The following is a 23,233-nucleotide window of genomic DNA, read 5'->3' as shown; positions in this document are numbered from 1 at the left end:
TGCCCGCCTGGCATATGCCAGGCGGGCAGGGCAGGCAGGTTGGGCAGGGCGGACCGGACGCGGCCGACGCGGCGCTCACACGGGGTCGGCGTGCCCCCGCCCCTCGGTGTCGCCCCGCAGCAGATCCCGGCCGAACTCGACCATCTTCTTCGCGTAGTCCTCGGTCCACTCGGCCCGCTCACCGATGTCCGCCGGGGTCAGCCGGTCGAAGCGGCGCGGATCGGCGAGCTGTGCCGCCGCCATGGCCTGGAACTCCACCGCCCGGTCGGCGGCCGCCCGGAACGCGAGCGTCAGTTCCGTCGCCCGCGCGAGCAACGCGGCCGGATCGTCTATCGACTCCAGGTCGAAGAAGTGCTCCGGATCACCGGCCGCCTCGGCGGGCTCGAAGAGCAGGGGCGCGGGGCGTAGCCGCGGTTCGTTCCGACGCGGCGTGGGCTCCGCCATGTCTTCTCCTCCTCGTACGGTTCGGATGGCTCCACGGGCGCACAGCACCGGTGGAGTGGACCACCCTCCATTGTCCCCCGACAGCGCAAGAGGCCCTCGGCCCCGCAGTCTCAAGGCTCCGGAACCCCCTGATGTTCCCGCCGGATCAAGGTCTCCAGGCCACCCGGTGTTCGGCGAGGTGTGCCAGTACCGCGTGGTTCGCCTCCCAGCCGTCCGGGCTGTGTTCACCGGCCGCCTCCGGCGGCGTGCCGGCCTCCGGCCGGCGGACAGACGGGTGGGTGGGTGGCGAGGTCAAGGTCTCCAGGCCACCCGGTGTTCGGCGAGGTGTGCCAGTACCGCGTGGTTCGCCTCCCAGCCGTCCGGGAACTTCACGAGGGTTCCCAGCTGGACCGGTTCCGTCGACGGGTAGGCGTCGAGGAGGTCGCCCACGCCTGCCCGGCACACCACCACGCACGCGTGCCGGTGACGGGAGGCCAGGACGCACAGGCGGCCCGTCTCCAGGTGGAAGGCGGTGGCGTCGGGGCGGCCGGACAGCGGGTGGAGGATCACCGTGACGTCGAACTCCATGCCCTGGAGCCGGTTCGCCGTGTCCACGGTCACGTCCGGCACGCCCAGCTCCGCCAGTGCCGCCCGCACCGCCGCCGCCTGGTCGCGGTGCGCCGTGCCGACGGCGACCCGGTCGGCGGTCAGCGGGGTCGGATCGGGGGAGAGCTCCGAGGTGGCCGCGCCGCCCCGGTCCAGCAGCCGCCGGACGACCGCCGCGACGGCCCGCACCGCCTCGGGGTCGGTCCGGGGCGTGTGCCGCGCGGGCAGCTCCAGCAGGCCCCAGCCCGACTCCGCCGCCTCGTCGATCACCCGGTCGGTGCCGGAGCCGTCCGGGGGCACGGCGAAGGACAGACGCCGGTCGCCGTGCCCGGTGCCGCTGCGGAACGGGGTGTACGGGTAGAACGCGTCGGAGACCAGGGGCGCCGCCGACGCCGGAAGCCGCCAGGACACCGGCAGCCGGTGCTGCGGCAGCTCGGGGTTGTGCGCGAGCAGGGTGCTCACCGCCGAGGCCGACGGATCGTACGACAGGCCCGCCCACTGCTCGCCGCCCACGATCGAGAACGGGTCCAGCTGCCCCGGGTCGCCCACGAACAGCGCCCGCTCGAACAGCCCGGCCACGGCCAGCAGCCCGTCCGACCGCATCTGGTACGCCTCGTCCACGATCGCGTGCCGCCACGGTTCGTCGACCTTCACATGCGCCCACTTGGCGGCGGTGGAGATCACCACCGGCAGGCCCGCCAGCTCCGACGCCTTCGCGGACTTCCGTACGTTCGGCAGCTCGTCGAGCACCTTGTCGTACGGGTCGGTGTCGCTGCTGTGCAGGCGGCCCACCGGCAGCTCGGGGTTCTTCACGGCGAGCCGCACGACCAGGTCGTCGACCTGCGCGTTGGTCTGCGCGACCACCATCAACGGCCGCCCCGCGTCGGCCAGTTCCAGCGCCGCGCGGACGACGAGCGTGGACTTGCCGGCGCCGGGCGGGGAGTCGACGACCACCCCGCGCGCGGTGCCGTGCAACGTGTCGCGCAGGATCGCGTCGGTGGCGCGGGTGGCGGCGGTACCGGGGTCGAAGGCGGCCTCGGTGGTCACAGCACATCCTCCTGGGTGACGGAATCGGGGACTTCGGGCACCTGTTCGCCCGGCGGGCCGCCGTGCGTCCACGGCGTGTCCTCCGGGTCGGGCAGCTTCGCGCCGCCGCGCTGCTCGTGCTCGAAGAGCGTGAAGCAGAGCCGGTCGCCCTTCTCGGGCACGGACCCCACCTCGGGCTCCTTGCCGCGGCCCATCTTGTCGACGATCCGCAGCACCAACAGGCCGTCGTCCTCCTCGCCGTCCCGCCCCACGAACTCGGCCGCCTGCGGCTTCCCGCCCAGCGACCGGAACACCTTCGCCCGCTCCCCGAGATGCGGCCGGTCGTCCGTGCGTACGGTGACCAGCGGGCGCGGGCTCGGCCGCTTGCTCTCGCTGTACGCCATGACCACGTCGACGACCTCGCCCGCGAACGCCTCCCCGGCCAGCCGCCGCCCCGCCATCACCAGCGGGTCGTCGAGCGCCTCCTGCGCCTCCAGCCGGGCCTGTTCGCGCTCGCGGGTGGCCAGCTTGTTGGCGGCGGTGACCGCGTCGTCGCGGCGCGGCTGCGGGGGCTCGCCGGCGACGACCCGGTCGCGGTGGCCGGTGAACGACCAGCGGTCGCGCGTCCACCGCTCCTCGACGTGCGCGCCCTCCGGCAGCGCCCGCAGCAGGTCCAGGCCCTCCCACACCTTGTTCCAGGTGGGCAGCGTTTGGCGCTTCACCAGCTCGCGGATCTCCCGCTCGGCCGCGGTGAGCGCGCCCAGCCGGTCGTCGGCCTGGAGGCCGTCCTCGGCGGCGGCCAGGGCGGTACGCGCGCGGTCGTAGCGCTCGATGGCCGGGGCGAGCAGCTTGTTGTCGAAGGCCGGGTCGGTCGCCGGACCGGCCGGCGGGCACCCCAGCTGTCCCGCGGCGTCCCGCGCGAGTTCCGCGCGCAGCGCCGCCGCCGCGCCCGTCTCACCCGGCGGCGGGGCGATCCAGGCGAGCTGTGCCCCCAGGTGCTGGTCCTCCAGGCTGGACTGCCCGGTCGCCCAGTGCCGGCCCAGGACCTCCGTCATCGCCGTCAGCAGCGAGGATCCGGGCACCCGGGACCGCTCCCCGAAGTGGGTCAGCCACCGGCCGAGCAGCGGCACGCGCGGAGGCGCGGGATACGGCGTCTCCGGGTCCTGCTCCGCCGTGCGCCTGAAGCGCATGGAGCGGCCCAGAAGGCGTACGAAGTCGACGCCCGCGCGGCTCGGGACGATCAGCTGGGGCGCGTCGGCGCACAGCTCGACCTCGACCTTGACGCGTTTGCCGGTCTCCGGGTCGGTCTCGCTGCGCTCGGCGGCCTCGACGACGTCGGCGTAGGAGTCGAGGTACGGCAGGACGACGTCGGCCAGTTCGGCGAGGAACGCGAACCTCAGCTCGCGGTCGCGCGGCTGCGGTACGACGAGCAGCCGCGGCGCGTCCCGGTCGGTGCCGACCAGCGCGCCCAGCGGGGCACCGGCCTCACCGGCCGTGGTCAGCGGCACGAAGACCAGCGGCCGCTCGGACAGGTGCCGGTGCCGGACGGTGGCGGTGGGCTGGGCGCGGCCGGTGGTGACGGCCTCGAGGCGGGCGAGGGTGGTGATCAGTGACACGTCGTCCCCAGGGCGTCGGCGCGGAGTCGTGCGGCCCGGCGCAGGGCGGCCACCGCCGGATCCCGTGGATCGCCGCTCTCGCCGCGTGCCGCCGCCAGGACGTCCTCGACGGTGGTCAGCCCGCCCAGCTCGGCCCGCACGGAACGGCCCAGGGAGGTGACCGCGCCGGCCGTGCGGGACCGCTCACGGCAGTGGAACGCCAGCTCGCAGGCGGCCAGGCACTCGGGCGCGTACGCCGCCGGGACCGCCTCGACGGCCGCCGTGAGCTGTTCGGCGGGCAGCTCGGGGGAGAAACAGGTGCCCTCGGGGAGGGCGTCGGCGATGTCCTGGATACGGGTGAGGCGGGCCAGTTGGCGGCTGGTGACCGCGCGCTGCTTGCGCACGTCCACGGCGGAGGCGGTGGGCAGGTTGGAGAAGTCCTTGGGGCAGACCAGGAGCACGCGGTGGCGCACGCGCGGGGCCGGGTCGAGCCGGGCGGCGACCGCCTCGAGGGCGAGCACGTACACGGCGGCCTGCCGGGCGGCGGCGCCGACCTTCGCCGGGTCCGCCGAGCCGTCCAGCATCGGGAAGGACTTGATCTCCACGACCGTCCAGCTGCCGTCCGGGTGCACCACCACCGCGTCCGGCTCCAGGAAGGCGGGGGAGCCCGCGACGTCGAGCGCGATCATCGGATGGTCCAGGAGCGTCCAGGTGCCGGTCGCCCCGGTGGCCTCGCGCAGTGCCAGCGCGGTGCGCGCGGTACGGCCCTCGGGGCCGATCGCGGACAGGTCGGGCAGGGCCGCGTCGGCGGGCGGCGCGGCGCCGGGGTCCAGCCGCTCGTGCACCAGCCGCAGCAGTTCCGCGCCGCCGTCCGCCTTCACCTTCGCCTCGAACGCGTTGCCGCGGGTGAGGGCGAACTGGGACTGCCCGAAGGCCGAGGGCGAGCCCAGCGCGTCCGCCAGCGTCGCCTTGTCCACCCCGGCGCCGTCGAGGATCGCGCGCCGCTCGCAGCCGGGGTTGGCGGCCAGCGCCGCGAGGGCACGGGCGTCCAGCGCCTTGGCCGGAACGTCGGGGCCGCGCAGCTCAGCGAGCCGCTGCCGGAGCGCCGTCCCCCGCGTCCGAGGGGGAGGCACCCGGCTCGGCTCCGGGGCCGAACCGTGACTCGCGCTGCCGTGGAATTCGCTCACCCGTCGAAGTCTGGCATCCGCCACTGACAATCGAGGACGATGTGCCCGCAGAGGCCGCCGCGACCAGCGGGACACGGTCCGCGAACCACACCCGGGCGCGGTCCGCGCCGCGCATCACCAACGGCGTCAGCAGCAGCCCGAGGCCCATCACGGCCGCGCCCGCGACCGCGTCGAGGAAGTAGTGGTTGGCGGTGCCCATCACCACGAGCGTCGTCACCAGCGGGTAGACGACACCGGCCGTCTTCGCCGTACGCGTGCCGCCGTGCCGCCACAGCATGACGCCGCACCACAGGGCCCAGCCGACGTGCAGACTGGGCATGGCGGCGTACTGGTTGGTCATGCCGCCCATGCCGCGCGGCGCGCTCGCCTCGGCGCCCCACCAGCCGTACGAGCTGTACTGGGCCATGGTGTCCACGAAGCCGTGGCCGGCCGACAGCAGCCGGGGCGGGCAGGTGGGCAGCAGTATGAAGCCGATGAGGCCCATGAACGTGGACGTCATCAGCCAGGTGCGGGCCTCCCGGTAGAGCACGGCCCGGGACCGGAACAGCCAGACCAGGATCACCGGCGTCACCAGGTAGTGCAGCGACGCGTACCAGAAGTCGGCCGGCACACCGATCCACGCCTGGGTCCTGAACAGCCGGTTCAGCGGGTGCTCGGCGTTGATGTGCAGGAACTTCTCGATGCGCAGGATCGCCAGACCGTGGTCGACGGCGGTGGTCACATCGCCCCGCGCGAGCAGCCGGCCCGCGGAGTAGCAGGCGTACACCAGCAGGATCAGGGGCAGCTCGGTCCACCAGCGCAGCCGTGTCCGCGGGGCCGCCTCGGTGCCTGGTGTCTCGGTCTGCGGCATCCGATCGCCTCCCCCTTCGTGTCGCTGTCTCGTCGCTGGTGTGCCGGTGGCTCGGGACGGGCCACTTTACGGCGTATGTGCGCGGCCCTTTTTGGCGCCCCGGCTCTCAAAGACGCTGAGATCGCCCACCGGGTTGCCCCTGTTCAGGGTGAGCGATGATGGAAGGGCTCCGCCCCTGATTTCTCCCCTGATTCCGCTCAGGGTTTTTCCGGAAAGGTCCCCCATGGCACCGCGCATCCTGCTGGCCCGGCACGGACAGACGGAGTGGTCGCTGTCCGGCAAGCACACCGGCAGGACCGATGTGCCGCTCCTGGAGGAGGGTCGCCGGGGTGCCAAGCTGCTCGGCGAGCGGCTGCGCAGGCCGCCGTACGACGGCCTGACGGACGTGGAGATACGCACCAGCCCGCTGGCACGCGCGCGTGAGACGTGCGAGCTGGCCGGCTTCGGTGAGCGGGCCACCACCTGGGACACCCTCATGGAGTGGCACTACGGCGCCTACGAGGGCATGACGCCCGCCGAGATCCAGGCCGCCCGGCCCGGCTGGCTCATCTGGCGCGACGGCGTCCCCGAGGGCGAGACGCTCGCCGAGGTGACCGCCCGTGCGGACGAGGCCGTCGCCTGGGCCCGCTCGGCCGACCGGGACGTGCTGATCTTCGCCCACGGGCACATTCTCCGCTCCATCGGGGCACGCTGGCTGGGTCTGCCGCTGGACTTCGCGGCCCGGATCCGCCTGAACCCGACGTCACTGTCGGTCCTGGGCTGGGCCTACGGCGAACCGGCGATCGAGAGCTGGAACGACCTCGGGCATCTCGGGTAGCCGAGGGCGGTCGCGGTGACCACGGGCGGTCGCGGTGACCACGGGCGGTTCCGGGAACCGGGTCTCACACCATCCGCGGTGTCGAGGCGTGCCGCTCCAGGAACGTGGACACGCCGCCCGCCCGCCGGTGCGGCAGCAGCACCCTGGCCGTACCCGCCAGCATCGTCTGGATCCGGGACGACTGGACCTGGTCCAGCAGGTCGAGGACCCGGATCCCGGCCACCGCCGCCTCGTCGGGATGACCCCCGCGCGCGAGGTCGTCCGCCAGTTCGGCCGTGTACAGCGCGATGTTCCGGGAGAAGTGCGGGTCCTGGAGGTCCGCCGCCCGCTTCGCGTGCCGGGCCGCGCGCGGCCAGTCGCCCAGCGTCGACCAGCACTGCGCCTCGAGCCCCTCGAGCTCGGCCTCGCCGTAGAAGCTCATCCACTCGGGGTCGCTGTCGCAGGGACCCCGGTCGTAGAGGGCCTGTGCGCGGACGAGGGCCTGCTCGCAGCCGGTGCGGTCGGCGAGCCCCGCCCAGCCGCCCGCCTCGCGCAGCGCCAGCAGCGACATCAGGCGGGGCGAGCCCAGGGGACGGCCGACGCGCTGCGCGGCCTGGGCGGCGCGGACGGCCTCCCGGGGCCGGCCCGCGTCGCGTGCCAGGAACGCCGTGTTGCAGAAGGCGTGCGCCTCCAGTCCCTGGTCCCCGGTCATCCGGGCGGTCGCCAGCGCCTCCGCGTAGTGCGAGCGCGCGTCGTCGAACCGGCCCGAGTCGTGTGCCAGCCAGCCCACCGAGATGGCGAGCTCCCCGGCGCCCGAGTGGAGCCGGTCGGCGGTCGTCTGCCGGGTCGTCCCGGCGTCCAGCAGCGCGTAGGCGGCGCGCAGCGGAGCGGCCGCGCGCCGGTAGAGACCGTCGGCCCCGTGCCGGTCGTCCAGCAGCCGGATCCTGCGGACCGCTTCTTCGAGGGCACCGGCCTCGCTCGCTCCCGCGCGGCGCACGGGACGATCCGCCGACGCGTCGTGGGCGAGCCCGAGGGGGCCCAGCGTGGCGGCGGCCATGGTGGCACCTCCGCCGGTCATGAATGCGCGACGCAGCACGTCGCTCTCCTCGTGGTTGTGGTGCTTGTCGTACGGGTCCTGCGTGTCATACGGCTTGTGCGCCCCACCCGTCTCACCCGTGTTCCGCTCGTCACTGGTAGTGCGCTCCGGTCTTGTGGTGTGCGCGCAGGGCGCGTCCTCGGGAGCACGCGCCCCTCGTCCGCGCACGGACGCACGGGGCGCGAACCCCAGATCGGTGAGCGTGCGGCCGGGGAACATGTGCAGGAACACCCGCTCGTACGCGTAGTTGGGGCAGCGGATCTCGCCCGCCTCGACGCGCCCGATGTAGCGCGCGTCACAGCTGACGCGCTCGCCGATCTCACGCGCGGCCCGCCGCACGAGTGCGGCGAACTCGGCGGGTGAGCGATGTCCGCGCAGGCGGCGGAAGGCGAGGTTGGGCCGTGCCGGCCGGTCGGGCCGAGGTGGGGTCACCGTTGACGACGCCATGGCCGGGTCCTCTCGTGCGAACCGTCGAACCATGCCGGAATAGGGATGAGTTGTCCGTGTGGCACCCTTGTTCCCGGCGGGCAAGAACGTACCTGCTGCGGTCGGGCCGCCATGCGCTGTTTGGCTACAAACCGGATATCTCATCCGCGTTCTGCCATGAACTGCCATCCTTTGCGGCGGACTTCCGCCGTAGCCCTTGACGTCGTGGGGCGTTGAGCCTTGTGGAATACAGCGGGCTGCGCGGTGGAGGCCGGGATGGAGACCAGCCAGAGCAATGTTCCTTCTATGACTTCGGTGGCGGCGTGCGACCTGGTGACGGTGCCGACCCGTCAGGGGTTGGAGGCGGTCGACATCCTGCGGAGGGGGGCGACGGGGGACGGTGTGGGGCCCGTCCTGCACGACGACGGCGACGACACGCTCGGCTTCGTGGTGCCGGCCGGGACGGCGGCGGCATGGGACATGCCGGGCAGTACCTGTACGAGGACCGACGGCAGGGGACTGCGACTCGCCCCCGAGTCGCCGGTCGAGGGCTCGGACTGGCTGGTGCCCCCCGGCGAGGCGGACCTCGCGACGGATCCGGCGGTGCTGCGGCGGGCGTTGGGTGAGGCGGCGCGGCTGATCGAGGCGGCGGACAGCTGCCGGTGAGGACGCCTCCGATGTGACGGGCGCGGCACCCGGCCGCGCGTGGGCCCCGAGCGAACGCGCGCGTGACCGTGAGCTCCGTGACGGCTCCCCGGCTCCAGCTCGCCCGCCGGTCCGGCCGACGCTCGTCCGGCTCCTGCTCGCCCGCCGGTCCGGCCGATGCTCGTCCGCTCGTCCGGCTCCTGCTCGCCCGCTTGTCCGGTTGATGCTCGCCTGCTTGTGCGGCCCGCTCCCGGCCGCTGCCCGGCCGCTGCCCGGCTGCTCCCGGCCGCTGCCCGGCCGCTCCCGGCTGCTCCCGGCCGCTGCCCGGCCGCTCCCGGCCGCTCCCGGCCGCTGCCCGGCAGCCGTCCGGCCGCTGTCCGGGCGGGCGCGCGGGGAGCGCTCGCGGCCTGCGAAAATGCTGTCATGGCAAAGTCCAGGAACACCCGGCGCGAGCGGGACGCCGACGCCGTCGTCGAGCCCGTCGACGGCGGGCTCGCCCAGCTCGTACCCGACCGGGACCGGGCGCGGGCCTGGACGCTGCTCATCGACGGAGCCCCCCAGTCACACGTGGACCTCGACGACCCCGCCCATCTCTCCTTCGAGTACCAGCGGCGCCTCGGTCATGTCATCGACCTCGTCGCACCGCCCGGCAAGCCCCTGCACGTCGTGCATCTCGGCGGCGGCGCGTTCACCCTCGCCCGGTACGTCGCCGCCACCCGCCCCCGCTCCACCCAGCAGGTCGTCGAACGGGACGCGGCCCTCGTCCAACTGGTGCGCCGGGAGCTGCCGCTGGACCCGGGGGCGCGTATCAGGGTGAGGTCGGTCGACGCACGCCAAGGGCTCGCCAAGGTGCCCGACGGGTGGGCGGATCTCGTCCTGGCCGATGTGTTCAGCGGCGCCCGGACCCCCGCCCACCTCACCTCGACCGAGTTCCTCGACGAGGTCCGCAGGGCGCTCAAGCCCGGCGGTGCCTACGCCGCCAACCTCGCCGACGGCCCCCCGCTGGCGCACCTGCGCGGCCAGATCGCCACCGCCGCCGCCCGGTTTTCGGAACTCGCGCTGGTCGCGGACCCGACCGTGCTGCGCGGCAAACGGTTCGGCAACGCCGTACTCGTCGCCTCCGACCTGCCGCTGCCGACCGCCGAACTGACCCGCAGGGCTGCCTCCGACCCCCACCCCGGCCGGGTCGAGCACGGCAGGGCGCTCACCGACTTCACCGGCGGCGCGGTACCGGTCGTGGACGCGTCGGCGGTGGCCTCACCGGCCCCGCCGCCCTCGGTCTTCCGCTAGGCCCGCCGGCCGGCCGGAGCCCCGGCGTCAGTACGTGCCCACCTCCACCCGGGGCGGCCCGTCGTGCCAGGTGCAGAACACCGACACCCGGTCCGCGCCGGAGCTGAACTCCACCCGGATCCACGACTCCGTCTTCCACACCTGCATCGACCAGCCCGCGCCCGGCGTCGCCGAGACCAGCGACGCGGAGACCTTGCCCAGATCGAAGACGACCAGCCCGCCGTCGGTGTCGTAGCTCTTGACCGTGCCCCGGGACGTGCCCTGAGGCGTGCCGGAGGCGCTGGGGGAGGGGCCGGCGGTCGCCGCCGTCCGCGAGGGGGACGGGGACGCCGGGGTCCGGCTCGGCGTCGGGGACGGGCTCCGCGACGCGGACGGGCTGCTCGTCGGCGAGGCCGGCGGCTTCGACTCCTGCGCGATCGCGTCACCCGCGGTGAGCGGCAGGGCGCGCGGCGGGTCGTAGGCCGTGCCCGCCATCACCGTGTGGACACCCCACCACGACAGCGTGACCGCCGCGCCCGTGGCGAGCGACCAGGCCAGTACGAGTACGAGTCCTCTGCGCATCGCGGGCCATCTTGCCCCACGCGCCTCACCCGTGTCGCACGGAAGTCGCCCCGGCTGTCCCCTCGGCCGCGCACGGTCGCCTCACCGGTCGTCCACAGGGGCCGAGTTGTCCACAGGCCCGAATGACCCTCGTCTGCATGGCGTAGGTTGCGGCGCATGGCAAGTGTGCTCGTGGTCGAGGACGACCAGTTCGTACGCTCGGCGCTCATCCGGCAGCTGACCGACGCCTCGCACCTCGTGCGCAGCGTCGGTACGGCGCTGGAGGCGCTGCGCGAGGTCGCCCATTTCCGCTTCGACGTGGTCATTCTCGACCTAGGCCTGCCCGATCTGGACGGCTCCGAGGCCCTGAAGATGCTGCGCGGCATCACGGACGTGCCGGTCATCATCGCCACCGCGCGCGACGACGAGACGGAGATCGTCCGGCTGCTGAACGCGGGCGCGGACGACTACCTGACCAAGCCGTTCTCCGTGGAGCATCTGTCGGCGCGGATGGCGGCCGTGCTGCGGCGGGCCCGGTCCGGTGCCGCGGAGGCCTCGCCCTCCAGCGTCATCCGCGTCGGCGGTCTGACCGTCGACCCGCTGCGCCGCCAGGCCGAGCTGGACGGCGTACGGCTCGACCTGACCCGCCGCGAGTTCGACCTGCTGGCTTTCCTCGCGGGCCGGCCGGGGGTCGTGGTCGCGCGCCGGGAACTGCTTGCCGAGGTGTGGCAGCAGTCCTACGGCGACGACCAGACCATCGACGTCCATCTGTCCTGGCTGCGCCGCAAGCTGGGCGAGACGGCGGCGCGGCCGCGCTATCTGCACACCCTGCGGGGTGTCGGCGTGAAGCTGGAGCCGCCCGTCTGCGACTCCGGGGGGACGGGACCGATCCGATGAGATGGGCACTGGTCAAGGTCTGTCTGGCGGTCACCACGATGGTCGTGGTCGCCTTCGCCGTCCCGCTCGGTCTCGTCATCAAGGAGATGGCCCGCGACCGCGCGTTCTCCAACGCCGAGCGGGAGGCCGCGGTCGTGGTCCCGGCGTTGTCCATCACGACCGACCGCGACCAGTTGGAGCGGGTCGTCGCCTCGGCGGGCTCCGACGACGGCATGGCGGTGCACCTGCCGGCGAGCGACGGCCGGGCCGCCGTCGACCTCGGCCGGCAGCGTGCCGCGGACGCGGACATCGCGGCCGTACGGAAGCTGGGCCGCGCCTCCACCACCGAGGTTCCCGGAGGCTCCGCACTGCTCCAGCCGGTCGCGCTGAGCCTGGGGACCGTGGTGATCGAGGTGTTCGTCCCCGAGTCCGAGGTGAGCAACGGCGTCGGCACGGCCTGGGCGGTGCTGGCGGCGGTCGGGGCCGCGCTGGTCGTCGGCTCGGTCGCCGTGGCCGACCGGCTGGGCGTACGGATGGTGCAGCCGGCCAGGCGACTGGTCGAGGGGGCGCACGAGCTGGGGGAGGGCAAGCTCGGGGCGAGAGTGCCCGAGGAGGGGCCGAACGAACTGCGCCTCGCGGCGGTGGCGTTCAACTCGATGGCGGATCAGGTGGTCCAACTGCTGGCCAACGAGCGGGAACTGGCGGCGGATCTGTCCCACCGGCTGCGGACCCCGCTGACCGTGCTGCGGCTCAACGCGGCCTCCCTGGGCGGGTCTGCGGCCGCCGAGCAGACGAGAACCGCCGTCGCCCAACTGGAGCGCGAGGTCGACACGATCATCCGGACGGCGCGGGAGGCCAAGCCGCAGACGGCGGCCGCCGGTCCGGGCGCGGGCTGCGACGCGGCGGAGGTGGTCCGGGAGCGGATGGCGTTCTGGTCGGCGCTTGCGGAGGACGAGGGCCGCAAGGTGCGCACGGCCGGTGTGGACCGCCCGGTCCGCATACCCGTGGCCCGTACCGACCTCGCCGCCGCCCTGGACGCCCTGCTCGGCAACGTCTTCCGCCACACCCCCGAGGGCACGGCCTTCGCGGTCGACGTCCACAACGGCGAGGACGCGGTGATCGTGCTCGTCTCGGACGCGGGCCCGGGCATCCGTGACCCCGAGGCGGCGATGGCGCGCGGCCGGGGCTCGGGCACCGCGGGCTCGACCGGCCTCGGCCTGGACATCGTCCGCCGACTCGCCGAGTCGACGGGCGGTGACGTCCGCATCGGCTCCTCGGTACTGGGTGGCACCGAGGTGCGGCTCTGGATCCAGCTGGACGGGCGGGAGCCGGTGCGCAGGGGCCACCGGGGGGCTGTCCGCAGACGGCGACGGGCGGTCGCCGGCCGCTCCTGAGGAGCGAATTGGTCTCGACCTTTAACCGCCCCCGATGTGTTCCTTAAGCGCTCCCTAAGGACCTCAACGGCCGTCCCTATCAGGCGTTTTGCCCGGTTGGGGATCGCTAGCGTGCTGCCGCACCCCACCCCCGGGAACCCCCGTGAGCAATGAAGGCAGGCACGTGATGAGCACGCATCGGCGCAGGATCAGCGGCAGGAACAAGATGATCGGCGGCGCGGTCGCCGCGGCCGTGGTGGGCGGCGGGGCCGTTCTGCTCGGCGGTACCGCGCAGGCGGCCGGGGTCGGGGCGGCCTACACCAGGACCAGCGACTGGTCGACGGGGTACACCGCGCAGTACGTCGTGACGAACAACAGCGGTCAGGTCAAGGCGGGCTGGAAGCTCGAGTTCGATCTGCCGGCCGGGGCGAAGCTGAGTTCCCTGTGGAACGGCGAGTCCGCCGTCAGCGGGCGGCATGTCACCGTCTCGCCGCCCGAGTGGGACACCGACGGGCTGGCCGTCGGGGAGTCCGTCACCGTCGGCTTCGTCGTCAACGGCAGCGGGGATCCCGCCGGTTGTCTGGTCGACGGCGCCAAGTGTTCCGCCGACGACGGCGCCACGCCCGAGCCGAGCGGCCGACCGACGACGACCGCGAGTCCCACCACGGCCCCGAGCCCGACCGCCACCTCCTCGCCCTCCTCTCCCGCGACCCCCTCCTCTCCCGCCCCGAGCACCAGCGCGAGCACCGGTACCGGCACCACCGCATCCGCCGGGTTCGCCCCCTACGTCGACACCTCCCTCTATCCCGCCTTCGACCTCCTGGCGAGCGCGAGCGCGACCGGGGTGAAGGACTACAACCTGGCGTTCGTCACCGACGGCGGCGGCTGCACGCCCAAGTGGGGCGGTGTGACCGACCTCGCGAGCGACGGCGTGGCCGCGCAGATCGGGGCCCTGCGGGCCAAGGGCGGTGACGTCCGGGTCTCCTTCGGCGGCGCCTCCGGCACCGAGCTGGCGACGACCTGCTCCTCGGTGGACGCGCTGGCGGCGGCGTACGGAAAGGCGGTGGACGCCTACCAGCTCACCAAGGTGGACTTCGACATCGAGGGCGGCGCGCTGCCCGACACCGCGGCCAACACCCGCCGCGCCCAGGCGATCGCCAAGCTCCAGCAGCAGCACCCGAACCTGGACGTGTCGTTCACGCTCCCCGTCATGCCCGAGGGGCTGACGCAGGACGGCGTGAACCTGCTGGCCGGCGCCAAGTCGGCCGACGTCGGGATCGACACCGTCAACATCATGGCGATGGACTACGGGCCGGCGTACAGCGGCGACATGGGGACCTACGCCGAGCAGGCCGCCACCGCCACCCAGGCGCAGGTCAAGAGCGTCCTCGGGCTCGGTGACAGCGAGGCCTGGAAGACGGTCGGGGTCACCCCGATGATCGGTGTGAACGACGTCACGTCCGAGATATTCAAGGTCGACGACGCCGCCCAGCTCGTCGCCTTCGCCAAGGCCAAGGGGCTCGGCCCGCTGTCGATGTGGTCGGCCACCCGGGACAAGCAGTGCGCGGGCGGGGCCAAGAACTACGCGGACGCGACGTGCAGCTCGATCGTCCAGACCGACTCCGCGTTCTCGAAGGCGTTCGCCGCCTACAAGTGATCAATTGAACGATCAAGAGGGGGAGCGGGAAATGATCATGTAAGTGATCAAGGTGTGTCGATTACGTTTCGACAAATGAAGCCAGCGGCTCTTGACGCATGACCGGACATACGGCTGTTATTGCGCCACCCCGTGTTCGGTCAAGTTGATTTCTGGTCGATTGCGACCGGCTTTCAGCCACACACCGTGGCCGAACCTCGCGTCAGGAGCCGTTCATGCACCACCTCTCCCCCTCCGGCCGCCTCGCTCTCCCCTCCCCGAGCCGTCGCACCCTTCTGCGCGGTATGGGCGGCGCGGCCGTGCTCGGCGCCGGCATACCCCTGCTCTCCGCCTGCGGCGGCAGTGGCACCGCGGCCGACCCGAAGACCGTCACCCTCGGCTCCAACGCCTCCGACGCCGTCCCGAAGAAGGCCTTCGCGGAGATCTACGCGGCCTTCAAGAAGCAGTCCGGGATCACGGTCGACGTGAACACCAAGGACCACAACACGTTCCAGGAGCAGATCAACTCCTACCTCCAGGGCACCCCGGACGACGTGTTCAACTGGTTCGCCGGCTACCGCATGCAGTTCTTCGCGGCCAAGAAGCTCGCCACCCCGATCGACGACGTGTGGCAGAAGATCGGCGGCAACTTCCCCGACGCCATGAAGGCGCTCAGCAAGGGCGCGGACGGCAAGTACTACTTCGTGCCGCTGTACACGTACCCCTGGGCGCTGTTCTACCGGAAGAGCGTCTTCCAGCAGCACGGGTACACCGTCCCCACCACCTGGGACCAGCTCGTCGCCCTGTGCAAGCAGATGAAGAAGGACGGGCTCGTCCCCATAGCCTTCGGTGACAAGGACGCCTGGCCCGCGCTCGGCACCTTCGACCAGATCAACTTCCGCACCAACGGCTACGACTTCCATGTCGAGCTGATGGCGGGCAAGGCCTCCTGGACCGACGCGAAGGTCCGCAAGACCTTCGACCACTGGGCCGAGATCCTCCCCTACCACCAGGACGGCGCCGTCGGCCGCACCTGGCAGGACGCCGCCCAGACCCTCGTCTCCAAGAAGGCCGGCATGTATCTGCTGGGCACCTTCGTGGCGCAGCAGTTCACCAACCAGGCCGACGCCGACGACCTCGACTTCTTCGCCTTCCCGGAGATCGACCCGGCCTACGGCCAGGACACCGTCGAGGCGCCCACCGACGGCTTCATGCTCTCCAAGGCCCCGAAGAGCAAGGCGTCCGCCGTCAAGCTCCTGGAGTACCTGGGCACCCCGGAGGCCGAGGCGATCTACCTCAAGGCCGACCCGAGCGTCGTCGCCGCCTCCTCCAAGGCCGACACCTCCTCGTACACCGCCTTGCAGAAGAAGGCGTACGCGATGATCAGCGGCGCCAAGCACCTCACGCAGTTCATGGACCGTGACAGCCGGCCCGACTTCACCTCCACGGTGATGCAGCCCGCGCTCCAGAAGTTCGTCCGCGATCCCAAGGGGATCGACAGCCTGCTGACGTCGATCGAGCGTCAGAAGAAGACGATCTTCGCGTCCGGCTGAGACGCTCGAGCCGAGGCGGATGAGCACCGACACATGAGCTCCGAAACGACCACGCAGATCCCGGAGGCGGCCGCCGAGCCGCCTCCGGGCACCGCGACCCCGAAGAAGCGCGCTCCGCAGGGCCACCGGCGCCTGCTGACCCGCCGCGACCGGCTCACGCTCGGCCTGATGGCGGGCGTGCCGACGATCCTGCACGTGGCCCTCGTCTGGGTCACCGCCCTCGCCTCCGTCGCCCTCGCCTTCACCACCTGGGACGGCATCGGCTTCGACTCGATCAAGTGGGTCGGGCTGGACAACTTCAGGGAGCTGTTCAGCAACAACCCGCAGTTCTGGCCCGCCGTCCAGCACAACGTCATCTGGTTCGTCGTGCTCATCCTGATCCCGACCCCGTTCGGGCTCTTCCTGGCGGTCCAGCTGGACAAGAAGATCCGGTTCAGCCGGGTCTACCAGACGGCCTTCTTCCTGCCGGTCGTGGTCTCCATGGCCGTCATCGGCTTCGTCTGGCAGCTGGTCTACAACCCGGACACGGGCCTGATCAACAGCCTGATCGGCGCCAACGAGCCGGGCCACTACATCGACTGGATCGGCGACCCGGACCTCAACCTCTGGGCCATCCTCATCGCCGCCTCCTGGCGGCACGCCGGCTACATGATGATCCTCTACCTGGCCGGTCTGAAGAGCGTCGACCCGGCCCTGCGCGAGGCGTCCGCACTGGACGGCGCGAACGAGTGGCAGACGTTCAAGAACGTCATCTTCCCGACCCTGCGGCCCACGAACACCGTCGTCCTCGTGGTGACGATCATCGAGGCCCTGCGCGCCTTCGACCTGGTCTTCGTCTTCAACAAGGGCGCCCAGGGGACCGAACTGCTGTCGATCCTGGTCACCAACAACATCATCGGCGAGTCCAGCCGCATCGGATACGGATCGGCGATCGCCGTCGTCCTGCTGGTGATCTCCCTCGCCGTGATCATCCCGTACCTGATCGCGACCTTCCGGAAGGAGCGGCGAGCATGAGCGCGACCCTCGCGTCCAAGCAGCGCACCCCCGTCCGCCCCGCCCGGATCCTGCTGCACACGTTCCTCGTCGTGACGTCCCTGGCCTGGCTGGCGCCCCTGCTGTGGGCCCTGTTCGCGGCCCTGCGCCCCTACGCGGAGACCAGCGAGAAGGGCTATGTCTCCTGGCCCGACAAACTCGGCCTGGACAACTTCACGGACGCGTTCCAGCAGTCGGACATGCTGCACTACTTCGGCAACACGCTGCTGATCGCGGTCCCCGCCGTGCTCCTGACCCTCTTCCTGTCGTCGTGCGTGGCCTTCTACGTCAGCCGCTTCGACTTCCGGGTCAACCTGTTCCTGCTCCTGGTGTTCACGGCCGGCAACCTGCTCCCGCAGCAGGTGATCATCACCCCGCTGTACCGCCTGTACCTCCTCGTCGACCTGCCGGGCATCACGGTCAGCGGCAAGCTCTACGACTCCGCGCTCGGCCTGGTCCTGATCCACGTGGCGTTCCAGTCCGGCTTCTGCGCCTTCGTGCTGAGCAACTACATGCGCTCGCTGCCGCACGAGCTGACCGAGGCCGCGCTGGTCGACGGCGCGTCCGTCTGGCGGCTGTACTGGCAGATCGTGCTGCCGCTGTGCAAGCCCGCGATGGCGGCCCTGGCGACCCTGCTCTCCATCTGGATCTACAACGACTTCTTCTGGGCGATCGTGCTGATCTCCACCGGTGAGAACATGCCGATCACCTCGGCCCTGAACAACCTCTCCGGCCAGTACTTCACCGACCCCAACCTGGTCGCCGCCGGTGCCCTGCTCACCGCGATCCCCACGCTGATCGTGTACTTCGTGCTCCAGCGCCAGTTCGTCAGCGGCCTGACCCTGGGCGCCAACAAGGGCTGACCGCCGCCCCCCTCTCCGCGTGCCCCCTCCCCGCGAGCCCCTCCCCGTGAAAGAGAACCCCGTGCACCACCCCTTCACCCCGGTGGCCGCCGTCCCCGTGGACCCGCGTCGTGCCCGCGTCCACGAGGAGGGCTGGCAGTCCTGGAGCCCGAGCGGTACCTACGCGCTCCGCGACACCCCGTACCGCCCGACGAACGACAACTGGGCGACGGTCTGCTACCGCCCCGGGGCCACCGTCCCCGCGGGAGCCTTCCAGGGGGAGGGGCTGCTGGCCCTCGACCCCGGCGACGGCTCACCGGTCCGCCTGTGGGCGGCGCCGGACCCGGTGCGGGAGGTGCCGTCCATCCGCCTCACCCCGGCCGGATCCGTGGCGGAGATCAGCGCCGACGGCCCGGTGAAGGAGTACACGGGCACCGACATCCAGGCGCTCCTGTCCGACTGGGCCGCCGGGCTCGGCCTCGTGGCCCCCCGCCCCGCGCCGACCGTCTGGTGCTCCTGGTACGAGTACTTCACCGCCGTCACCGAGGACGACATCCACGAGAATCTCCGCGCGATGGACACCCTCGACCTGCCCGTCGACGTCGTCCAGATCGACGACGGCTACCAGCGCGCCCTGGGCGACTGGCTCATCCTCTCGGGCCGTTTCCGCTCCCGTTCCGGCATCGCCGACGCCATCCGCGCCCGGGGCCGCCGCGCGGGCATCTGGACGGCGCCCTTCCTGGTCGACCCGAGCAGCGAGCTGGCCGCCCGGCACCCCGAATGGCTGGTCCGCTCCGCCGACGGCGGTTTCGCGCACGCCGGCCGCAACTGGGGCCACGACCTGCGGGTCCTCGACACCACCCACCCCGAGGCGGCGGCCTACCTGACGGACGTCTTCCGGACGCTGCGCGCCGAGGGCTACGACTACTTCAAGGTCGACTTCCTCTACGCGGGCGCGCTGGACGGCGTACGGCACGACGACACCGTGGACGCGCTGACGGCCTACCGCTCGGGCATCGAGCTGATCCGCGCGGCGATCGGTCCGGACGCGTACCTCCTGGGCTGCGGCGCGCCGATCCTGCCCTCCCTCGGTCTCTTCGACGCGATGCGGGTCAGCCCCGACACGGCCCCGCACCGCCGCCCCGAGGCCGACGACTTCAGCCAGCCAGGCCAGGACCCGGCCGAGTTCACAGGCGCCGGCCGTCAGTGGCAGCACGGCCGGCTCTGGACCAACGACCCCGACTGTCTGATGGCCCGCCCGGCGGTGGAGACCCGGGAGCGGTGGGCCGCGCATGTGGAGGCGACCGGCGGCCTGATGGCGTCCAGCGACCGGCTGCTGTCGCTCGACATCTGGGGCGTGGACACCACCCGCCGTCTGCTGTCGGGAGGCGACCGGTGACGCGTCGCGTGCTGGACGTCCCCGGCATCGCCTACGGCGGCGACTACAACCCCGAGCAGTGGCCGGAGGAGGTCTGGGCCGAGGACATGCGCCTCATGGCCGAGGCCGGGGTGACCATGGTCAGCGTCAACATCTTCTCGTGGGCGTTGCTGGAACCCGCCGAGGGCATGTACGACTTCTCGCGCCTCGACCGCGTCCTCGACATGCTCTACGCCCACGGCATCGCCGCCGACCTGGCCACCCCGACGGCCGCGCCGCCGGCCTGGTTCTTCCGGGCCCACCCCGAGGCGCTGCCGGTGGACCGGGACGGCCGGGGACTGTCGTACGGCAGCCGCCAGACGTTCTGCCCGAGCAGCCCCGCCTACCGGGAGGCCGCGCTGCGGATCGCCCGCGCGCTGGGCGAGCGGTACGCGGACCACCCCGCGGTGGTCATGTGGCACGTCCACAACGAGTACGGCTGTCACAACGCGGAGTGCTTCTGCGACGCGAGCGCGGCGGCGTTCCGGGACTGGCTGCGCGACCGGTACGGCGACGACCTGGCCGCGCTGAACGACGCCTGGGGCACCGCCTTCTGGAGTCAGTGGTACTACGACTGGGACGAGATCCTGCCGCCCCGCGCGACCGGCGCGGTCCCGAACCCCACGCACCGGCTGGACTGGCGCCGTTTCTCCAGCGACGCGCTGCTGTCCCTGTGCACGGCGGAGCGGGAGGTGCTGGCGGAAGCCGCCCCGGCGGTGCCCGCGACCACCAACTTCATGGTGATGTACAACTTCGACGCGCTGGACTACTGGCGCTGGGCACCGGAGCTGGACATCGTCTCGAACGACCACTACCTCCGTTCCACGGACCCCGAGTCGGAGATCGACATCGCGATGAGCGGCGATCTGGTGCGCTCGCTCGCGGGCGGCCGGCCATGGCTGCTGATGGAGCACTCGACGGGCGCCGTGAACTGGCAGCAGGTCAACCGGGCGAAGACCGCGGGGGAGTTGCGCCGCAACGCCCTGGCGCACGTGGCCCGTGGCGCCGACGGCATCGCCTACTTCCAGTGGCGGGCGGCGAAGGCGGGCGCCGAACAGTGGCACTCGGCGATGCTCCCGCACGCGGGCACGGACAGTGTCATCTGGCGGGACGTCGTTCAACTCGGCGCGGATCTGCGGGCGTTGGCGGAGGTGCGCGGCAGCACGGGCACGGCCGAGACGGCGATCGTCTGGGACTGGGACGCGAAGTGGGCGCTGGAACTCCCCTCCCAGCCGAGCGAGTCGGTCCGCCAGCTGGAGCTGGTCCGCTCCTGGTACGAGCCGCTGTGGCGGGCGGGCGTCGCCGTGGACTTCGTCCGCCCGGACGCGGACCTGTCGGCGTACCGCCTCGTTCTGGCGCCGAGCCTGTACCTGGTCGACGACGCGGGCGCGACGAACCTGACCGGTTTCGCCGAGCGGGGCGGCACGCTGGCGGTCGGCTTCCACAGCGGAGCGGTGGACGAGAACTGCCATGTACGGCTGGGCGGTTACCCGGGCGCGTTCCGCGAGGCGCTCGGCGTCCGCACGGACGAACTGTTCCCGTTGCTGCCGGGGGAGCGGGTCGGCCTGGACTCAGGCGGCACGGGCTCGCTCTGGTCGGAGCGGGTCCGCCCGGCCGGGGCCCGGGTGGTGGCCTCGTACACGGACGGCGCTCTGGCGGGCGTCCCGGCGGTGACGCGGCACGGCTACGGCACGGGCACCGCCTGGTACCTGGCCACGCTCCCCGACCCGGACACGCTGGCGGCGCTGCTGGAGCGCGTCCGGGAGGAGGCGGGGGTGCGGCCGGTGCTGGACGAGGTGCCGGCGGGCGTGGAGGCGGTCCGGCGCCGGGGGAGTGACGCCGACTACCTCTTCCTCATCGACCACGCGGGGGCGGGAGCCGAGATCGCGGTCGCGGACGGGGCGGTCGAACTGCTCGCCGGGCAGTCGGTGCGGGACGGTTCGGTCGGGCTCCCGCCCTACGGGGTCGTGGTCGTGCGGGAGCCGCGCGGGCACCGGTGAGCCGGAGGGTGCGGAACCCGGTCAGTCGGAGGGAGCGGGAGCCGGTCGGCCGGAGGGGGCGGGGTCCGTCGGCCGTGCCTCCTGCGAATTGTCGTTCTCCCAGGTCAGCTTGACGTTCAGATGGCCTTCGGCGCTCGTCTTCGCGATGATGGCGCCGGCCTCCGCGGTCAGCTTCACACCGAACTCGACCTCGATCGTGCCCGGCCGGACGTCCATCGCGCGGAACTGGCCCAACACGTCCGACGCGGCCTGGCGGACGTTGCCGAGCGCGGAGCTCAGCGAGGTGCCGGCCGACTCGACGAGGCCGCCCGTCCGGGAGGCCGGGCGTCCGGCGGCACCTCCACGATCACCTCGCCGCCGCTGTCCGGCGTCCACCGCACCAGCTCGGTCATGCAGCCTCCTCGATCGTCGTGGTGGGGCACTTTCAGGGGCAGAGGGCGCCCTGATAGGCGCCGGGAGGCACCAGGTCCCGGGTCGCCTTGTCGTGGTTCGGTTCGCCGAGCAGGGAGCAGAGTCCCGACAGGGTCCCCGATCACCGGCGAAGGGCGCGGCAGGCCCCCAGCCCGCCGCGCCCTCTCCCCGCTCCCCGGGTCAGGTGGTCTCGGTCGGCGCCAGGGTGCCCGTGCGGGCCGCCTGGCCGTACCACAGCGCGCTCGACTTCGGGGTGCGGGTCAGCGTCGCGTAGTCCACGTACACCGCGCCGAACCGCTTCTCGTAGCCGTACGCCCACTCGAAGTTGTCGAGGAGGGACCAGAGGTAGTAGCCCCGCACGTCCGCGCCGTCCGCGATCGCCCGCCGGACCGCCGAGAGATGGCCGTGCAGATAGGCGATGCGCTCCGGGTCGTGGACGCGGCCGTCCGAGTCGGGCTTGTCGTCGTAGGCCGCGCCGTTCTCCGTGATGTAGAGGGGCAGGCCCGGCGCCTCCGCCGTGTAGCGCATGATCAGCTCGTGCAGACCGGTCGGGTCGATGGACCAGCCCATCTCCGTGCGGTCGCCGGGCGTCAGGTGGAAGGCCACGTCGTCCGCGCCCGGCCACGGCGAGTGGTCGCTCGCGCCGTGACCGTCCGAGCGGGGTCCCCGCACCGACGCGTCCGCCGCCGAGACCAGCGTCGGCGTGTAGTAGTTCAGACCCAGCGCGTCCAACGGCTGGTGGATGGCGCGCAGATCGCCGTCGAGGACGTACGACCAGTCCGTCAGCGACGAGGTCGCCGCCAGCAGCGTCTCCGGGTAGGCGCCCCGCAGGATCGGGCCGTGGAAGACGCCGTTGGCCAGGTCGTCGATCTTCTGCACCGCGGCCAGGTCCGCCGGGTCACCCGGGGAGAGCGGGCGCACCACCGAGGAGTTGAGGCTGATCGCCACCGAGTTGCGGGCCGGCATGGCCGCGCGCAGCGCCGACGTGCCCAGCCCGTGCGCCAGGTTCAGGTGGTGCGCCGCCTTCAGCGATGCCACCGGCTCGGTACGACCCGGCGCGTGCACCCCGGACGCGTAGCCCAGGAACGCGCTGCACCACGGCTCGTTCAGCGTGATCCAGTTCTCCACGCGGTCGCCGAGCGCCTCGCCGACGATCTGCGCGTACTCCGCGAACCGGAACGCCGTGTCCCGCTCCGGCCAGCCGCCCGCGTCCTCCAGCTCCTGCGGGAGGTCCCAGTGGTAGAGGGTGACGGCCGGCTTGATGCCCGCCGCCAGCAGCTCGTCCACCAGACGGCGGTAGAAGTCCAGGCCCACCTGCACCGCGGGGCCCCGGCCGGTCGGCTGGACCCGCGACCAGGAGATGGAGAAGCGGTACGCGGACAGGCCCAGCTCCGCCATCAGCGCCACGTCGTCGCGGTAGCGGTGGTAGTGGTCGACAGCGATGTCACCGGTTTCGCCACCGGCCGTCTTGCCTGGCGTATGGCTGAAGGTGTCCCAGATCGAGGGGGTGCGGCCGCCCTCGCGCACCGCCCCCTCGATCTGGTACGCGGAGGTCGCGGCACCCCAGAGGAAGGCGGACGGAAAGGTCACCGGAGTAATGGGCTCAGGCATGG

20 protein-coding genes are annotated in these 23,233 nt (G+C 72.4%); 11 read left to right on the top strand and 9 right to left on the bottom strand.

Annotation, left to right across the window (positions count from 1 at the left end):
- Window positions 1-75 precede the first annotated feature (75 nt).
- From G9272_RS17620 to G9272_RS17600, 5 genes are all read right to left on the bottom strand, one after another.
- On the bottom strand, window positions 76-444 hold the full coding sequence (locus tag G9272_RS17620; RefSeq protein WP_020132289.1) for a hypothetical protein: 369 nt from the start codon (window positions 442-444) through the stop codon (window positions 76-78).
- 291 nt (window positions 445-735) lie between these two features.
- Window positions 736-2,076: an AAA family ATPase gene (locus tag G9272_RS17615; protein WP_171397474.1), complete on the bottom strand. Its 1,341-nt coding sequence runs from the start codon at window positions 2,074-2,076 to the stop codon at window positions 736-738.
- The gene (locus G9272_RS17610; protein ID WP_171397473.1) at window positions 2,073-3,671 is read right to left on the bottom strand and encodes a hypothetical protein; all 1,599 of its coding nucleotides are present in this window, start codon (window positions 3,669-3,671) and stop codon (window positions 2,073-2,075) included. Before G9272_RS17610 ends, G9272_RS17615 begins: the two co-directional genes overlap by 4 nt.
- Window positions 3,662-4,783, bottom strand: a complete 1,122-nt coding sequence (locus G9272_RS17605) for a hypothetical protein (protein ID WP_171397472.1) — start codon at window positions 4,781-4,783, stop codon at window positions 3,662-3,664. Before G9272_RS17605 ends, G9272_RS17610 begins: the two co-directional genes overlap by 10 nt.
- On the bottom strand, window positions 4,734-5,687 hold the full coding sequence (locus G9272_RS17600; protein WP_171397471.1) for a phosphatase PAP2 family protein: 954 nt from the start codon (window positions 5,685-5,687) through the stop codon (window positions 4,734-4,736). The genes G9272_RS17605 and G9272_RS17600 overlap by 50 nt, the downstream gene beginning before the upstream one ends.
- A 223-nt stretch (window positions 5,688-5,910) precedes the next feature.
- On the opposite strand from G9272_RS17600, the gene G9272_RS17595 reads away from it, so the two are divergent.
- Window positions 5,911-6,504, top strand: a complete 594-nt coding sequence (locus G9272_RS17595) for a histidine phosphatase family protein (protein ID WP_171397470.1) — start codon at window positions 5,911-5,913, stop codon at window positions 6,502-6,504.
- A 64-nt stretch (window positions 6,505-6,568) separates the two neighbouring features.
- On the opposite strand, the gene G9272_RS17590 is transcribed toward G9272_RS17595, so the two are convergent.
- Complete coding sequence (locus tag G9272_RS17590) at window positions 6,569-8,026, bottom strand: hypothetical protein (protein WP_171397469.1); 1,458 nt, start codon at window positions 8,024-8,026, stop codon at window positions 6,569-6,571.
- Between the two features lie 255 nt (window positions 8,027-8,281).
- Here G9272_RS17590 and G9272_RS17585 point away from each other — a divergent pair, with 255 nt between their 5' ends.
- Entirely contained in the window at window positions 8,282-8,671 is a 390-nt protein-coding gene (locus G9272_RS17585; protein WP_171397468.1) for a hypothetical protein, read from the top strand.
- Window positions 8,672-9,073: 402 nt separating this feature from the next.
- Window positions 9,074-9,940 (top strand): spermidine synthase, encoded by an 867-nt coding sequence (locus G9272_RS17580; protein ID WP_171397467.1) that lies wholly within the window; start codon window positions 9,074-9,076, stop codon window positions 9,938-9,940.
- A 27-nt stretch (window positions 9,941-9,967) separates the two neighbouring features.
- Here the strand turns inward: G9272_RS17580 and G9272_RS17575 are convergent, their stop codons facing one another.
- Entirely contained in the window at window positions 9,968-10,501 is a 534-nt protein-coding gene (locus G9272_RS17575) for a hypothetical protein (RefSeq protein WP_171397466.1), read from the bottom strand.
- A 156-nt stretch (window positions 10,502-10,657) separates the two neighbouring features.
- On the opposite strand from G9272_RS17575, the gene G9272_RS17570 reads away from it, so the two are divergent.
- The 8 genes from G9272_RS17570 to G9272_RS17535 all read left to right on the top strand — a co-directional run bounded on the left by G9272_RS17570 (window position 10,658) and on the right by G9272_RS17535 (window position 21,209).
- A complete protein-coding gene (locus G9272_RS17570; protein WP_171397465.1) occupies window positions 10,658-11,377 on the top strand; it encodes a response regulator transcription factor in 720 nt (239 codons plus the stop codon).
- A complete protein-coding gene (locus G9272_RS17565) occupies window positions 11,374-12,750 on the top strand; it encodes a sensor histidine kinase (RefSeq protein ID WP_171397464.1) in 1,377 nt (458 codons plus the stop codon). Before G9272_RS17570 ends, G9272_RS17565 begins: the two co-directional genes overlap by 4 nt.
- Window positions 12,751-12,916: 166 nt before the next feature.
- A complete protein-coding gene (locus G9272_RS17560; RefSeq protein ID WP_171397463.1) occupies window positions 12,917-14,386 on the top strand; it encodes a glycoside hydrolase family 18 protein in 1,470 nt (489 codons plus the stop codon).
- Window positions 14,387-14,601: 215 nt separating this feature from the next.
- Window positions 14,602-15,918, top strand: coding sequence for an ABC transporter substrate-binding protein (locus G9272_RS17555; protein WP_171397462.1), 1,317 nt, complete (start codon window positions 14,602-14,604; stop codon window positions 15,916-15,918).
- A gap of 33 nt (window positions 15,919-15,951) precedes the next feature.
- Complete coding sequence (locus G9272_RS17550; protein WP_171397461.1) at window positions 15,952-16,932, top strand: carbohydrate ABC transporter permease; 981 nt, start codon at window positions 15,952-15,954, stop codon at window positions 16,930-16,932.
- Window positions 16,929-17,813, top strand: coding sequence for a carbohydrate ABC transporter permease (locus tag G9272_RS17545; RefSeq protein WP_171397460.1), 885 nt, complete (start codon window positions 16,929-16,931; stop codon window positions 17,811-17,813). Before G9272_RS17550 ends, G9272_RS17545 begins: the two co-directional genes overlap by 4 nt.
- A gap of 61 nt (window positions 17,814-17,874) precedes the next feature.
- Window positions 17,875-19,191 carry a glycoside hydrolase family 36 protein gene (locus tag G9272_RS17540; protein WP_171402040.1) on the top strand — a complete coding sequence of 439 codons (1,317 nt, stop codon included), beginning with the start codon at window positions 17,875-17,877 and terminating at the stop codon, window positions 19,189-19,191.
- A complete protein-coding gene (locus tag G9272_RS17535; RefSeq protein WP_301272136.1) occupies window positions 19,188-21,209 on the top strand; it encodes a beta-galactosidase in 2,022 nt (673 codons plus the stop codon). Before G9272_RS17540 ends, G9272_RS17535 begins: the two co-directional genes overlap by 4 nt.
- A 21-nt stretch (window positions 21,210-21,230) precedes the next feature.
- Here the strand turns inward: G9272_RS17535 and G9272_RS17530 are convergent, their stop codons facing one another.
- Together G9272_RS17530 and G9272_RS17525 are read right to left on the bottom strand one after the other, a co-directional pair.
- Window positions 21,231-21,584, bottom strand: coding sequence for a CU044_2847 family protein (locus tag G9272_RS17530; RefSeq protein WP_171394570.1), 354 nt, complete (start codon window positions 21,582-21,584; stop codon window positions 21,231-21,233).
- Window positions 21,585-21,800: 216 nt separating this feature from the next.
- Complete coding sequence (locus tag G9272_RS17525) at window positions 21,801-23,231, bottom strand: GH1 family beta-glucosidase (RefSeq protein WP_171397459.1); 1,431 nt, start codon at window positions 23,229-23,231, stop codon at window positions 21,801-21,803.
- Window positions 23,232-23,233 lie beyond the last annotated feature (2 nt).

Origin of the sequence: Streptomyces asoensis, assembly GCF_013085465.1 — a bacterium.
Lineage (GTDB): Bacteria > Actinomycetota > Actinomycetes > Streptomycetales > Streptomycetaceae > Streptomyces > Streptomyces cacaoi_A.
This window is presented reverse-complemented; position numbering and strand designations above follow the sequence as displayed.

Bases quoted from the DNA above. Each gene is read 5' to 3' on its own strand.
- G9272_RS17620 (WP_020132289.1), bottom strand. From the start codon at position 444: ATGGCGGAGCCCACGCCGCGTCGGAACGAACCGCGGCTACGCCCCGCG.
- G9272_RS17600 (WP_171397471.1), bottom strand. From the start codon at position 5,687: ATGCCGCAGACCGAGACACCAGGCACCGAGGCGGCCCCGCGGACACGG.
- G9272_RS17595 (WP_171397470.1), top strand. From the start codon at position 5,911: ATGGCACCGCGCATCCTGCTGGCCCGGCACGGACAGACGGAGTGGTCG.
- G9272_RS17590 (WP_171397469.1), bottom strand. From the start codon at position 8,026: ATGGCGTCGTCAACGGTGACCCCACCTCGGCCCGACCGGCCGGCACGG.
- G9272_RS17585 (WP_171397468.1), top strand. From the start codon at position 8,282: ATGGAGACCAGCCAGAGCAATGTTCCTTCTATGACTTCGGTGGCGGCG.
- G9272_RS17580 (WP_171397467.1), top strand. From the start codon at position 9,074: ATGGCAAAGTCCAGGAACACCCGGCGCGAGCGGGACGCCGACGCCGTC.
- G9272_RS17575 (WP_171397466.1), bottom strand. From the start codon at position 10,501: ATGCGCAGAGGACTCGTACTCGTACTGGCCTGGTCGCTCGCCACGGGC.
- G9272_RS17570 (WP_171397465.1), top strand. From the start codon at position 10,658: ATGGCAAGTGTGCTCGTGGTCGAGGACGACCAGTTCGTACGCTCGGCG.
- G9272_RS17565 (WP_171397464.1), top strand. From the start codon at position 11,374: ATGAGATGGGCACTGGTCAAGGTCTGTCTGGCGGTCACCACGATGGTC.
- G9272_RS17560 (WP_171397463.1), top strand. From the start codon at position 12,917: ATGAGCACGCATCGGCGCAGGATCAGCGGCAGGAACAAGATGATCGGC.
- G9272_RS17555 (WP_171397462.1), top strand. From the start codon at position 14,602: ATGCACCACCTCTCCCCCTCCGGCCGCCTCGCTCTCCCCTCCCCGAGC.
- G9272_RS17550 (WP_171397461.1), top strand. From the start codon at position 15,952: ATGAGCTCCGAAACGACCACGCAGATCCCGGAGGCGGCCGCCGAGCCG.
- G9272_RS17545 (WP_171397460.1), top strand. From the start codon at position 16,929: ATGAGCGCGACCCTCGCGTCCAAGCAGCGCACCCCCGTCCGCCCCGCC.
- G9272_RS17525 (WP_171397459.1), bottom strand. From the start codon at position 23,231: ATGCCTGAGCCCATTACTCCGGTGACCTTTCCGTCCGCCTTCCTCTGG.